We start from the raw sequence: 13,138 nt of genomic DNA, 5'->3' as shown, positions 1-13,138 counted from the left end.
CGATCTGGGTCGCCAGGCGAATCCGCTGTCCCTCGCCTCCGGAGAGGGTTCCCGATGCCCTGTTCAAGGTGAGGTAATCCAGGCCCACGGCTACGAGGAAATCAAGCCGTTCCCCTATCTCCTTGAGTATCCTTCGCGCGATTTCGTAGTCTCTTTCTTCCAGGGTGATATCTTTGAAGAAGGAGGCGGCCTGAAGGACGGACAGGCCCGTTAACTCATGGATATTGAACCCCCCGACCTTTATATGCAGGCTTTCCGGCCTGAGCCTCGCCCCCCCGCAGGCGCTGCAGGGCTTGTATCCCATGTATACCCCGATCTCATTTCGGGCCGCATCTGAACTCGTATCCATATACCTTCGCCTGAGATTTGGAATGATTCCCTCGAACGGTTTTTTCGATCGCCAGAGCTGTTTCCCGTCCTCATATCGGAAGGTGATCTTTTCCGAATCCGATCCATAAAGGAGGACATGCCTGACCACGTCCGGAAGGTCCGCAAAAGGCGTGTCGAGATCGAACTTGAAATGGGACGCCAGTGATTCAAGGGACTGATGGTAGAACATACTGTTGCGTCTTCGCCATGGGGCGATGGCTCCGCCGCGGATGGAAAGTGATGGATCAGGGATAACGAGATCCGGGTCGATCATGCTCGTGGTACCAAGGCCGCTGCACTGCGGGCAGGCGCCGGTCGGGTTATTAAAGGAGAAAAACCGCGGAGATATCTCCGGGTAGCTTATACCGCAGGTGATGCAGGCCAGGTTCTCGGAGAATACCTGTTCCCGGTCCCCGGGGAGCATGACGTAGAGGACGCCCTCGCCCATCCTGAGCGCCAGTTCCACGGAATCGGCCAGCCTGTTTCGCACCCCCTCCTTCATCACGATGCGGTCGATGACCAGGTCGATGTCATGTTTCCGCTTTCGGTCCAGGGTGATCTCCTCATCCAGGCTCCTGATCATGCCGTCGATCCTGACCCTCAGAAAGCCCTGGCGGGCAAGGTGCTCCAACTCACGACGATACTCCCCCTTCCGTCCGCGCACGATAGGAGCCAGGATGGTCAGCCTTTCTCCCTCGGGGACCGCCATGATGGAATCTATGATCTGCTGTGAGGTCTGGGCCTCGATCCGTTTCCCGCACTTATAGCAGTAGGGAATCCCGATCCGGGCGAAGAGGAGGCGAAAATAGTCGTAGATCTCCGTTACGGTACCCACGGTGGATCTGGGGTTTTTGCTGATTGTTTTCTGTTCGATGGAAATTGCGGGAGAGAGGCCCTCTATGTAGTCGATGTCGGGCTTGTCCATCTGGTCGAGAAACTGTCTGGCGTAGGCGGAGAGGGATTCGACGTACCGCCGCTGTCCTTCGGCGTAGAGTGTGTCGAAAGCCAGAGAGGATTTCCCTGAGCCGGATACCCCGGTGATCACCACGAGGGAATCCCTCGGGATCTCGATATTGACACCCTTCAGGTTATGTTCCCGGGCGCCCTTGATGACGATTCGATTAATGGCCATGATGGACCGAACCTCCCTCGGCCTGGCGATGGACTTTATTTAGTGCCCATCCTTGAATCCGGCTGTGTTATTATGCCCGACGGCGAGCCACCAACCTGTTAATTTAACATAGGACAAAACCCAAAGGGAAAGGAAAAACCCAATAGCCCCCAATGGGCCTTCCTTGGTGGGGGTGGATTCGGGCTGTCGCCGGGATGACGCTGTAGGGCCGGGGATTTTTTTTGAGGATGGAGCTGCATGGCCGAAAAGCTGCTTGAGGTAAAAGATCTCGTCACGAGATTTCCCACTGAAGGGGGGGACCTCCGTGCGGTGGACGGGGTGTCATTCTCCCTCAGGCGTGGTGAGATCCTCAGCCTGGTGGGCGAGTCCGGCTGTGGGAAGAGCATGACCGCTTTGAGTATCATGCGGCTGGTCCCGCCTCCGGGAGAGATCATATCGGGGGAGGTCCTCTTTGAAGGTCTGGACCTGCTGTCCATGGATGACGAGCAGATAAGGGAGCTTCGGGGCGACCGTCTTTCCATGGTCTTTCAGGAACCCATGAGTGCGCTTAACCCTGTTTTTACCGTGGGGGACCAGGTGGCGGAGGTCCTGAGAATTCACAGGAATATGGACGCGAAAGACGCCATGGAGGCGACGGTGGGGATACTGGAACGTGTCGGCCTCCCTGATCCCCGGAGCCGGATTCGGGAGTATCCGCATCAGATGTCCGGGGGGATGCAGCAGAGGATACTCATTGCCATGGCTGTTGCCTGTGAACCCGCTGTCCTCATTGCGGACGAACCCACCACGGCCCTGGATGTCACCGTTCAGGCCCAGATCCTTCGCCTCATGGAGGAGATAATCAGGCTGGGGGAGGGGGGAGGAGCGCTGCTCATTACCCACGACCTCGGGGTCGTGGCCGAAGTGGCCGATAGGGTGTGCGTCATGTACGCCGGGGCGATCCTTGAGAAGAGCCCTGTCAGGGAGCTTTTCGCGGATCCATGGCATCCGTACACCATCGGTCTTATCAGGTCCCTTCCAACAATGGAGAGACGTGAGTTTCATGCCATTCCCGGGGCGGTTCCCGACCTCGCCAGATTGCCGGGGGCCTGCAGATTTCATCCCAGATGTCCCCGCGCCCAGGGGATTTGCGGGGAAGAGGAACCGGCTCTTCAAAGAACCGGTGAAAGGTCAGTCCGGTGCCACTTCCCAGGGAAGTGAAAATGACACTTTTCGCTTTCCGTGGAGTAAAAAGCCATGAATGAACTTTTTGCGACCCAATCTGATTCAGATGTCCGTCCATTGCTTCAGATCCAGGACCTGACCAAGGTCTTTCCCGTCAAGGGAGGTGTCTTCGGCAGGATCACCGGTGGAATAAGAGCCGTGGACCACGTTTCCCTGGATATCGGCAGGGGAGAGGTTTTTGGGCTCGTGGGCGAGTCGGGATGCGGCAAGACTACGCTGGGAAGAATGCTGCTCCGACTCATTGAACCCTCCGGTGGATCCATCTTTTTCGACGAAATCGAAATAACGTTACTTGACAGGCGCCGTCTCCGTCCCCTTCGGCACCGTATGCAGATTGTTTTTCAGGACCCTTTCGGTTCGCTTAATCCTCGGAAGACGGTGGGATCCATCATTGGGGAACCGTTGAAATTGGCGGGAAAATCCCCCTCGCAAACGGCGTCCGAGGTTGAGCAGATGCTGCAGACCGTTGGGCTGTCGGAGGGAAGCTCGTGGAAATATCCCCACGAGTTTTCCGGGGGTCAGAGGCAGAGGATCGGCATAGCCAGGGCCCTTATCCTCCGTCCCGACTTCCTCCTGGCCGACGAACCTGTTTCCGCCCTGGACGTTTCCATCCAGGCCCAGATCCTGAGCCTTCTGGTGAACCTGAAAGACCGTTTTTCATTAACCATGCTATTCATTTCCCACGATCTGCGGGTTGTCCGGAGCCTGTGCGACCGTGTGGCCGTGATGTACCTGGGGCGTCTCATGGAAATCGGACGTGTTGAGGACCTGTATGCCGGCCCTGTCCATCCTTATTCTGAGGCCCTGATTCGGGCCATCCCCGAACCCGACCCCGAGAAGCGTGGACATGACGCCGGTCCAGTGGGCGAGGTTCCCAGCCCCGCTAACCCTCCTTCCGGCTGCCACTTCCATCCACGCTGTCCCCTCAGGATCGAACGGTGCGCCCAAGAGGTGCCGGGCCTGACATCCAGGGGCAACGGCCGTTTCGCCGCCTGCCATGTGCGATAGGTCCAGGTGAAATGATATACACTCCCCGGCCGCGGGAAGGCGTTGCCCTTTATATTCATATTCCATTCTGCAACACCCTGTGTCCCTACTGCCACTTCTTTCGAGTTCCCCTCGGCCCCGGTGAGGAAGAGCCCTTCCTGGAGGCCGTCCTGAGGGAGGCCGCCTCCCTGAAGGGGGTGGCTCCGGGACCTGTGAGAACCGTCTATATAGGTGGCGGCACCCCCTCACTGCTGCCGCCGTCCTTCTATACGAGGCTGTTTGAGGCGATGGACAGCGTGCTTCCTTTGGACCGGACCGTAGAGATGAGCCTGGAGGCTGACGCCGGAGTCAGCGACGAGGAACTGGCGCAGCTGGCCGAGGCGGGTTTCGACAGGGTGAGCATCGGGGTCAAGTCGTTTCAGGAGTCCGGCGTCAGGATGTTGGGCGCGGGCCAGTGGGATGGGGACCGGACCCTGGTGGTTTCAAGGGCCAGGAAAGCCGGGTTCCCGTCTGTGGGGATTGACCTGATCTACGGATTCGAGGGACAGGGAATAGATGACTTCAGGACCGATCTTAAGACGGCTCTGGCAGTCGGGCCCGATCACATCTCCCTCTACGCGCTGGAAGCAAATGACGACAAGGGGCCGAGAGAGGTGGATGGGGACCTCGCGGCGGCCATGTTCCGAATGGCCCGCAGGATGCTCCCGGCTGGAGGATACGGCCAGTACGAGATATGCAACTTTGCCCTGCCTGGCCATGAGTGCCTGCACAACATCAACTACTGGTGCGACGGAGACTATTTTGGACTGGGGCCCTCCGCGCACGGTTCGTTGACGGTGAAGGGGACACGTGAACGGTTTTCCAACAGGCCGGATCTGGCCGGTTATCTCGCTCATCCGGAGGACGTACGGGAGACCCTTTCTGGTGATGGAAAGGAGGACAGAGCACGGGAGGCTCTTATTCTCAGGTTAAGGTTGGCGCAAGGGGTGGAGGTAAACGCGTTCACAATGCGTTATGGCGTTGATCCGCTGAAGATCCTCGGCCCGGCTCTTGATGAATTCCGCCGGATGGGACTCATTCGCACAACCCCCGGCAGGATCCGCCTTACGACGCGGGGAATGCTGCTGTCAAATGAGATATTCACGAGGGTAATATGATGTCCTCCCCCTTGCCACCCGCGGAACGCTGGTTAAGTTAGCCACAATCCCCAGTATCGTCTTTTTTCGCGGTTGGCGAGAGCCTGAAAAAGTCTCGTCCCGATCTTCCAGGAGGAACCGTTTTGAAACATCGAGATAATGATTCGCGGGATGCAGCTCTCGAAGAGCTGTCACCCGATGAAAACCAGGAAGAGAAAGAGCCGGTGTCAGCGGGGGAAAGCGAGGATGCCCCACTGGTTACCGTTCCCCTTTCCGAGTACAAGGAACTTGTGGAAAAAACGGCGGAATATAAGGATCTTTACCTGAGAACCGCCGCTGATTTTGATAACTACCGCAAGAGGATGACCAGGGAGCGCGAGGATCTGGTCTGCTACGCCAATGAACGCCTGGTCCATGATCTCCTGCCCATTCTGGACAATTTGGAAAGGGCCCTGGAATCAGAGGAGGCCACCCTCCCCTCCGGGAGCATCCTGGAGGGGGTGCGTATGATCACCGGGCAGCTCAGAGGCGTTCTGGAAAAGTGCGGACTCGAACGGCTGTCGCCCGTTGGAGAGCCGTTTGACCCCAACATCCATGAGGCTGTCGGCGTACTTCCGTCAAAGGATCATGAGGAAGGCACGGTGGTCAACGAACTCCAGAGGGGATACAGGTTCAAGGGTAAAGTTGTTCGGCCATCCATGGTCCACGTGTCCGGTGGAAAACCCACCGCCCCCAAACAGGATGAAGAGAAATAGGTTATGGGAAAAAGGGACTACTACGAGACTCTGGATGTCTCTCGCGACGCAGACACAGAGGAAATAAAGAAGGCATATCGGCGGCTTGCCATCGAGTATCATCCCGACCGCAACTCCGGCGACAAACAGGCGGAGGAGAAATTCAAGGAACTCAGTGAGGCCTACGCGATTCTTTCCGACAGCGAGAAGCGGGGAATATATGATCAGTTCGGGCACGCGGGCCTTTCAGGAAATGGAGGCTTTTCCGGAGGGTTCGATTTCGGAGGGTCCTTTGCCGACCTCTTTTCAGACCTCTTTCAGGATTTTTTCGGAGGCGGACGATCCGGACGCAGGTCCTCCGGGATCCGTGGGCAGGATCTCAGGTACCGTCTTCACATCACCTTCGAGGAAGCCGCGTTCGGAGCCGAGAAGGAGATACAATATCCCAACATGGAACAATGCGATCAGTGCATGGGGGATGGTGTGGAGCCGGGCTACAGCCCGGTTGAATGCAAGGTCTGCTCCGGCCTTGGTGAAGTCCGCTACCAGCAGGCCTTTTTTACCATGTCCAGGCCATGTCCCAACTGCAGCGGAACGGGCAGCATTGTTGAGCACCCCTGCCGGCGGTGCAACGGCAAGGGACGGATGCGCGGCCAGAAGGCCCTGACCGTACGGATACCCCACGGGGTAGACAACGGGACACGGCTGAGGCTCCAGGGGGAGGGGGACAGCGGCCTGGCAGGCGGCGATCCGGGCGATCTGTTTGTTCTCCTGGAAGTTGAGCCCCATCCTCTTTTCGTGCGGGAGGGAAACAACATCCTATGCGATGTTCCCTTGAGGATTGAGACCGCTGTTCTTGGAGGGACTATCCTGATCCCCACCCTGGAGGGCACCCTGGATCTGAAAATTCCGGCCGGGACCCAGCCCGGCCAGGTCTTCCACCTCAAAGGTAAGGGAATTCCCAACCTGCATGGTTCCGGGCGTGGCGATCAGTACGTGAGAGCTATGGTGGAAGTCCCCAGGAGTCTGGGCCGGAAGCAGAAAAAGCTTCTGGAGGAGTTCGAGGCTCAGGGGAAAGCGTCATCCTACAGGGCTGTCCGTGACTTTTACAGGAAGATGGAAAAAATCGCAACAGAGTCCAGAGTCCAGGGTCCAGAGTCCAGGGTCCACAGTCCAGAGTCCACAGTCCAGAGTCAAAATCGACACCGCGACACAGCCATATTTCCTTCAGGATAACCCCCTGTTTCTGACACCGGTATAATCGTTTGTCCCTGCGAGACCGTTCCCTGTGCCGAAGCAGTCTCGGCACGCGAGATTGCTTCACTAAAGTAGCGTTTCGCAATGACAGAAATAGACTCTCCGTGTCCCATCGCCCGGGTTCCCGTTGCTCGTTCGTCCGCTTTTCCACTCTGGACTCTGGCCACTGGACTCTGGACTATCCTCACCGTGCCGCTCTTTTCTTGAACAAAGATGACATATTTGCTAAACGGGTGGTTAGACAGTTTTCGTGGTTTATTCCTGAACAGGCAATCTTCACTGAGGGGCCCCGATATGGAGAACGAAAACAGTAATCTCCCTGAAAAAACAGAAGGTGAAGGTACCGGTGGAAGATCGTTCCTGGCATCCAAAATCACCGTCGGTTGGAAGATCACCAGCGTAATTATCGTAGTGTTCGTCATACTTGCCGTGTTTAATATCCTGTTTATCCGTCATCGTATCAGCGAGATTATGGAGGCGGAATTTCTCAGCAAGGCCAAGGCCATCGCTTTTTCCCTCGCCAGTGCAAGCGAGAATAACCTTATCAGTGGGAACCTTGGGGTCATTCAGTCCCTCGTGGATGGATTCAGCGGAATTCAGGGGGTGCGATATGTGTTTGTCACAAACGACAAGGGCAAGGTTGTGGCCCACACCTTCAAGGGGGTGTTTCCTGATAGTATTGTCGGCCTGAACAAGGTGTTCGGCGACAAGGAGTTCAGCAAGATAGATTTTCAGGACCCCGCGGTGGGTCGGGTCATGGAGGTTTCGGTCCCGATCCTGTTCGGTGTCGCCGGAACAGGGCACGTGGGAATGAACCGTGATCTTATCACTGACGAAATGGGCGAAATCACCACCAGGTTGATCCTTCAGTTTGCAGGCGCCTTCATCATAGGGGTTATTCTTCTGCACCTGGTGGTCAAATTTCTTCTGCGCCACATGAAGCCTATTCTGGATGTCCTCGAAAAAGCCGGAAACGGTGACTTTTCCGGCAGCGTGGATGTCTTCACCAGGGATGAATTCGGGATCCTGGGTGAGCGTATCAATGCGACCCTTGAAGGGCTGGGGGGGATGATTCACCGGGTCAGACAATCCTTCGACAGCATTTCCCTCGCCAACGATCGGATGTCCAGACTTTACAAGGAGATTCTCGAGGGAACCGAACAGCAGGCGGGGCTGGCTGCGGAGACCCTGGAATCCGTGACGCATAACAGGAAGATGATAACCGAGGTAACCAATGGCATCCATGTTCTCGAGGGCTCTGCCAACGACAGTTTCAGTAGTATCATGGAGATGGGAGCCTCCGTTGAGGAGGTTTCAGCCATGGCTGACTCCCAGTCCCGATCCGTTAACGAGTCCAATGCCGCAATCGAGAGCATGTCCTCCTCCATCAGTGCGATATCGGACAACCTTCTGGCCCTCTCCCAGGCAACGGAGGAGACGGCAAGCTCGATGAGTGAAATGGGAGTAAGTATTCAGCAGGTTCGGCAAAATGCCGAGACAACCTCCGAGGACGCCGTGCTGATGACCCGGATTGCTGAGGAAGGCGTGAATGTGTCGAGAAGCGCCATGGAAGGGACCTTGGCCATCAGGGAGAGTTCGTCACAGGTCAGCCGGCTCATATCGGTTGTTACCGAGCGCATCGAGGAGATCGATGAGATTCTGAGCTTTATCACCGATATTACCGGAAAGACCAATCTGCTGGCTCTGAACGCGGCCATTATCGCAGCCCAGGCGGGCGCCCAGGGGAAAGGGTTCGGAGTGGTTGCGGACGAGATCAACGAACTTGCCCAGAGCACCAAGGCCCAGACCAACAGGATTGCGGGGGTGATCCAGGGAATCCGGGAGGAGGTCAGTCGAACCGGCGAGGCTGTTGAAGATGCCCACCGGAAGGTTGAAGACGGGGTCCAGCTTTCTGAACGTGTCACCGATTCCCTGGAGAAGATCCTCCAAAGCACAAACCTCGTTTCCCAGCGGGTGAATGAGATTGCCCAGACCACGTCCGAACAGACCATGACCAGCACACGGGTGATGGAAGCGACGGACCATCTGAGCGGTTCCGTTAACAATATCAAGGAGGCCGGGCAGAAGCAGTCCCAGAGCGGTGATAAACTCCTTGAAATGTCCCGCAGGATTCAGCAGATGGCCGATAAAATCAAGATGAGCACCGAGGAACAGAGCACCACGAGCAAACAGATAAACAAGGACCTGACGATGATCAGTGAAACCGTCAGGGAGATTTCCGTTGCGACGGATGTCCAAGTGGCCAACGGCGACAAGGTCCAAAAGTTGACGGAGAACCTGACGGGTATCGTCGAGGCGAACAGGCGGTCCGTGCATGGACTCCAGGGGGTCATCTCCGAACTGGACAAGCGCATGGGATTGCTGCAGAATGAATTGAAGGTTTTCGTAGTCAGGGACGATTGATGAACTCTGGACTNNNNACTCTGGACTGTTTTTTCCTGCCTTTTACCCGTAAACCCCGCTTAGAACCGGGCGGTATTGAATGGCTTCCGCCAGGTGTTCCGGCCCCGGAACCTCTTTTCCCTCCATGTCGGCCAGCGTCCTGGCAATTCTCAATGTCCGGTGATATCCGCGGGCGGTTAAGCCAAGCCTCCTGACGGCTTCTTTAAGCAGCGCCTCCCCTTCACGCCCTATGGGGCAAAGCTTTTCGAGATCCCCATGCGACAACCGGCTGTTAAGCGTAGGAAAGCCGTCCCTGGCCCTTTCCGCCTGGGCGGTGCGTACGGTCTTCACCCTCTCGGCAACAACCCCGGAGCCCTCTCCCGCCCGATGGGATGAGATCCTTTCCAGGGGGACTCCCTGAACATCCACGACCAGATCGATACGGTCCATCAAGGGGCCGGAGATACGTCTCCGGTATCGACTCACCGCCGACGGAGAACAGATGCAGGGCCGTGTCTCATGACCGAGAAAACCGCATGGGCAGGGATTTGTCGCACCGACCAGGATAAACCGGGCGGGATAGCTTACGGATCGGGCTGCCCTTGTGATGGTGATCCTGCCGTCCTCGAGAGGTTGCCGCAGCGTTTCCAGGGAAGAGCGTTTGAACTCCGACATCTCATCCAGAAAAAGGACACCGTTGTGTGACAGGGTGATCTCTCCGGGCCGTGGGTGAGTTCCGCCGCCGGCAAGCCCGACGTGGGAGATGGTGTGGTGAGGCGAGCGGAATGGAGGGAGGGTGATGATTCTGTTTCCCTGCGAAAGCAGGCCGGCGATGCTGTGAATTGCGGTTACCTCCACGGTCTGTTCCGACGTCAGGGGAGGGAGTATTCCGGGAAGCCTCCGGGCCAGCATCGTCTTTCCGGCTCCGGGAAATCCTACCATAAGCAGGTTGTGGCCTCCGGCGGCGGCGATCTCCAGAACCCTTCTTGGAACCTCCTGGCCCTTGACCTCGGACAGGTCCGGTATCCTGTCCGGATTTCGGACGGCGACGGGCGCCGCCGGATCGAGCGTGCCGTTACCCCTCAGGAATTCAGTTACCTCTGAAAGCCTGTCTACCGGAAGGGCACGGCAACCCTTCACCAGTGCGGCCTCCGCGGCCATCTCCTTTGGAAGTATGATCCCCTCGATGCCCGCCTTTCTGGCGAGAAGAGCCGCGGGGAAAGAAGGCTCTCGTCCGACGACCTCACCGGTGAGGGACAGTTCCCCCATAACAAGGTAACCGTCGAGGGCGCTGGGGGAAAACGCTCGCAGGGCCGCGAGGATTCCGAGCGCGATGGGCAGATCGTAGCGGCTGCCCTCCTTTTTCAGATCGGCGGGGGCCAGGTTGACGGTGACCCGCGATGGAGGAAGCTCGTAGCCGGAGTTTCTCAGCGCTGCCAGCACCCTCTCCCGGCTTTCCCGTACGGCCGTATCGCCCATCCCCACGATCGTCAGACCCGGCATCCCGTTGGAAAGGTCCAACTCAACGTGAACCGGGACGGCCTCCAGGCCGGTAATAGAGCATGAAAGTATTCGCGAGACCATGGTCTATCCTTTTCTTTTCCGCTTCGGGTATATGCGCTTTTTCAGGGACCTGGCCCAGCTGATACGGCCCTGAGTGACGGTGTCGTCGGTGAGGTGGAAGGCGTCCGCGAGATGGTTTATTGTCGTCCGATCCTCCGGGGAAACGGACAGGGTCAGGACGTCGAAACGGCACGGGATGTCGCCCGTGCGGTTGGTCAGGAGGTAGAAACGGGCCGCGTTGATCGTTCGAACGACTTTCAGACCATCAATGGCGTTGATTGGGTCCATCATGTATGGTTCCCGCCTGGTCTTGACCTCCACGAATATGGTGACACCACCTTTTTTTGCGATAATGTCGATCTCCCCCAGTTTGCAGCGGAAGTTTCTCTCCAGGATCCGGTATCCGCGCAGACGCAGGTAGCGAACGGCCAGATCTTCCCCTTTCCGGCCCGTGGTGAAGTGCGGCGCTCTGTCTGTGGGATAGGTCATGCCGGGTTGATTGCAAGATAGCAGCCAGAGTCCAGAGTCCAGGGTCCAACGTCCAGAGTCCAGAGCCTCCGGTGCCGCAGCATGAATCATGGCATTCCTGATGATTTTCGTCTGAAATGCTGAAATTCATGCTCAGGCACAATGCGGTCGGTTTCTATCAACTTGACAAACATTGATAGATAGCTACAATTAACTATCAATTTAATGAATATTGATAGGAGATTGATAGTTTATGAAACTTCCCGAACCACCTCCACGGACCGAACATTTCCCGCGAAAACCTTCTCCGGAAACCCGCAGGTTTCTCGTATCCCCGGAGGGCCGTGATCTACTGGCGAAGATCAACAGCGAATACCTTTACTGGGATCGTGTGAAATACCAGAAGGTTCCCAAGGGTGTCAGTGTAGAGGAAATTTGGAAGCTGGTTCGATCCGCGCGATTATACCGATCCAATCATCTGCCGCTGGAAAAGCCGGAAGGGGACATATTCCATTACTGGGTCCCCGATTCAGCCATGAGGGAACTTCACTATCTGGACAGGAACGCCGCCGGGACCATCGGCCTGGATACTCCGGGACTGCCGTCAGGCACAAGCGAGAGATATCTGATCAGTTCGCTCATGGAGGAGGCCATCGCCTCAAGCCGGATCGAAGGCGCAGACACGACGAGGCTTGTCGCCAAGGAGATGCTCAGGACCGGCAAAAGGCCCTCAAACCGGGCCGAACAGATGATCCTCAATAATTATGTCACCATAAAAAAGATAAAGGATCTATCTGGAGAGCCCCTTACCGTGGATCTTCTCAATTCCCTTCAGGCGTCCATGACGGAAAATACCCTCGATGATCCCCACAGTACGGGCAGGCTGCGCCGGCCTGACGAAAAGATTCAGGTGGTGGACAGCTCGGACGGTACGGTACTGCACACCCCCCCGCCGGCGGGACAGTTGAAGCAGAGGCTGGAGAAACTTTGCCGGTTTGCGAACCTGGACGAGGGACCGTTCATCCACCCCGTTGTGAAGGCCGTCCTCCTCCACTTCTGGCTGGCCTACGAACATCCATACGTGGACGGAAACGGGAGAACGGCGAGGGCCCTTTTTTACTGGTACGCCCTGAGAAAAGGATATTGGCTTTTTGAGTACGTATCCATATCAAGGACAATCCTTCGTGCTCACAGGCAGTACCTGAGATCCTTTCTGTATTCCGAGATGGATGGTTGCGACGCGACCTATTTCCTCATGAACCAGTTGGGAGTTATTCGTACCGCCATCGACGACCTCCACGCATACCTCGCCCGGAAGCAGGAGGAATATCATGCGGCCCTGGGAGAGATGAGGATGTGGCCCGACCTGAACTTCAGGCAGCAGGCTGTGCTCCACCATGCCCTTAAGCATCCGGATGCCGTTTATACCGTGCAGTCTCACAGAAACTCCCACAATGTAGCCTATGCCACAGCCAGATGGGATCTGCGCAGTCTCTCGAAGCAGGGACTCCTGGAGCAGGGGAAAACGGGAAAGAAGTTGGTGTTCACGGTTCCCGCGGATCTGAAAAAGAGGTTAGGATATAGTTGAACCTGCACTCAGTGTCGCCCCGGACCGGACCTCAGATTCTCAGGTTTCCAGATCCCCGGTAGCTTTCAATTCAAAACGTGCAAAGAGTTTTCCATAAGGGCGCCCCACGCGGGGCGCGTTGATGACTTTCTGCGAAGCCCCCATCATCTTTACACCTTGAACCTCAAACCTCAAACTTCGAAGGTCCCACCGCCCGAGTCCTTGATTTTTCTAGACCGAGAACTGTGAATTTGCTATAACTTCGCGCATAACTATTCAATATTTCAGGGGAAAGCGT

At 56.8% G+C, this 13,138-nt stretch carries 10 protein-coding genes; 7 read left to right on the top strand and 3 right to left on the bottom strand.

Going from position 1 to position 13,138, the window contains the following annotated elements; all coding sequences use genetic code 11:
* A partial coding sequence (locus tag GXP52_10235) for an excinuclease ABC subunit UvrA (GenBank protein ID NOY87661.1) occupies positions 1 to 1,501 on the bottom strand: 1,501 nt, incomplete at its 3' end.
* 237 nt (positions 1,502 to 1,738) lie between these two features.
* On the opposite strand from GXP52_10235, the gene GXP52_10230 reads away from it, so the two are divergent.
* The 6 genes from GXP52_10230 to GXP52_10205 all read left to right on the top strand — a co-directional run bounded on the left by GXP52_10230 (position 1,739) and on the right by GXP52_10205 (position 9,263).
* Positions 1,739 to 2,701 (top strand): ABC transporter ATP-binding protein, encoded by a 963-nt coding sequence (locus GXP52_10230; GenBank protein ID NOY87660.1) that lies wholly within the window; start codon positions 1,739 to 1,741, stop codon positions 2,699 to 2,701.
* A 36-nt stretch (positions 2,702 to 2,737) separates the two neighbouring features.
* On the top strand, positions 2,738 to 3,733 hold the full coding sequence (locus GXP52_10225) for an ATP-binding cassette domain-containing protein (GenBank protein NOY87659.1): 996 nt from the start codon (positions 2,738 to 2,740) through the stop codon (positions 3,731 to 3,733).
* An 11-nt stretch (positions 3,734 to 3,744) separates the two neighbouring features.
* Positions 3,745 to 4,869, top strand: coding sequence for a radical SAM family heme chaperone HemW (gene hemW / locus GXP52_10220; protein NOY87658.1), 1,125 nt, complete (start codon positions 3,745 to 3,747; stop codon positions 4,867 to 4,869).
* Between the two features lie 122 nt (positions 4,870 to 4,991).
* Complete coding sequence (grpE, locus tag GXP52_10215) at positions 4,992 to 5,603, top strand: nucleotide exchange factor GrpE (GenBank protein NOY87657.1); 612 nt, start codon at positions 4,992 to 4,994, stop codon at positions 5,601 to 5,603.
* A 3-nt stretch (positions 5,604 to 5,606) separates the two neighbouring features.
* Positions 5,607 to 6,818, top strand: coding sequence for a molecular chaperone DnaJ (dnaJ, locus tag GXP52_10210; protein ID NOY87656.1), 1,212 nt, complete (start codon positions 5,607 to 5,609; stop codon positions 6,816 to 6,818).
* Positions 6,819 to 7,133: 315 nt separating this feature from the next.
* Entirely contained in the window at positions 7,134 to 9,263 is a 2,130-nt protein-coding gene (locus GXP52_10205) for a hypothetical protein (protein NOY87655.1), read from the top strand.
* A 42-nt stretch (positions 9,264 to 9,305) separates the two neighbouring features.
* Here GXP52_10205 and GXP52_10200 read toward each other — a convergent pair whose 3' ends face one another.
* Entirely contained in the window at positions 9,306 to 10,826 is a 1,521-nt protein-coding gene (locus GXP52_10200; GenBank protein ID NOY87654.1) for a YifB family Mg chelatase-like AAA ATPase, read from the bottom strand.
* A 3-nt stretch (positions 10,827 to 10,829) separates the two neighbouring features.
* Positions 10,830 to 11,294, bottom strand: a complete 465-nt coding sequence (locus GXP52_10195; GenBank protein ID NOY87653.1) for a YraN family protein — start codon at positions 11,292 to 11,294, stop codon at positions 10,830 to 10,832.
* A gap of 232 nt (positions 11,295 to 11,526) precedes the next feature.
* Here GXP52_10195 and GXP52_10190 point away from each other — a divergent pair, with 232 nt between their 5' ends.
* Positions 11,527 to 12,861, top strand: coding sequence for a Fic family protein (locus tag GXP52_10190; protein ID NOY87652.1), 1,335 nt, complete (start codon positions 11,527 to 11,529; stop codon positions 12,859 to 12,861).
* The last annotated feature ends 277 nt before the right edge of the window (positions 12,862 to 13,138 follow it).

The sequence above is a fragment of the Deltaproteobacteria bacterium genome (assembly GCA_013151915.1).
Classification (GTDB): domain Bacteria; phylum BMS3Abin14; class BMS3Abin14; order BMS3Abin14; family BMS3Abin14; genus BMS3ABIN14.
This window is presented reverse-complemented; position numbering and strand designations above follow the sequence as displayed.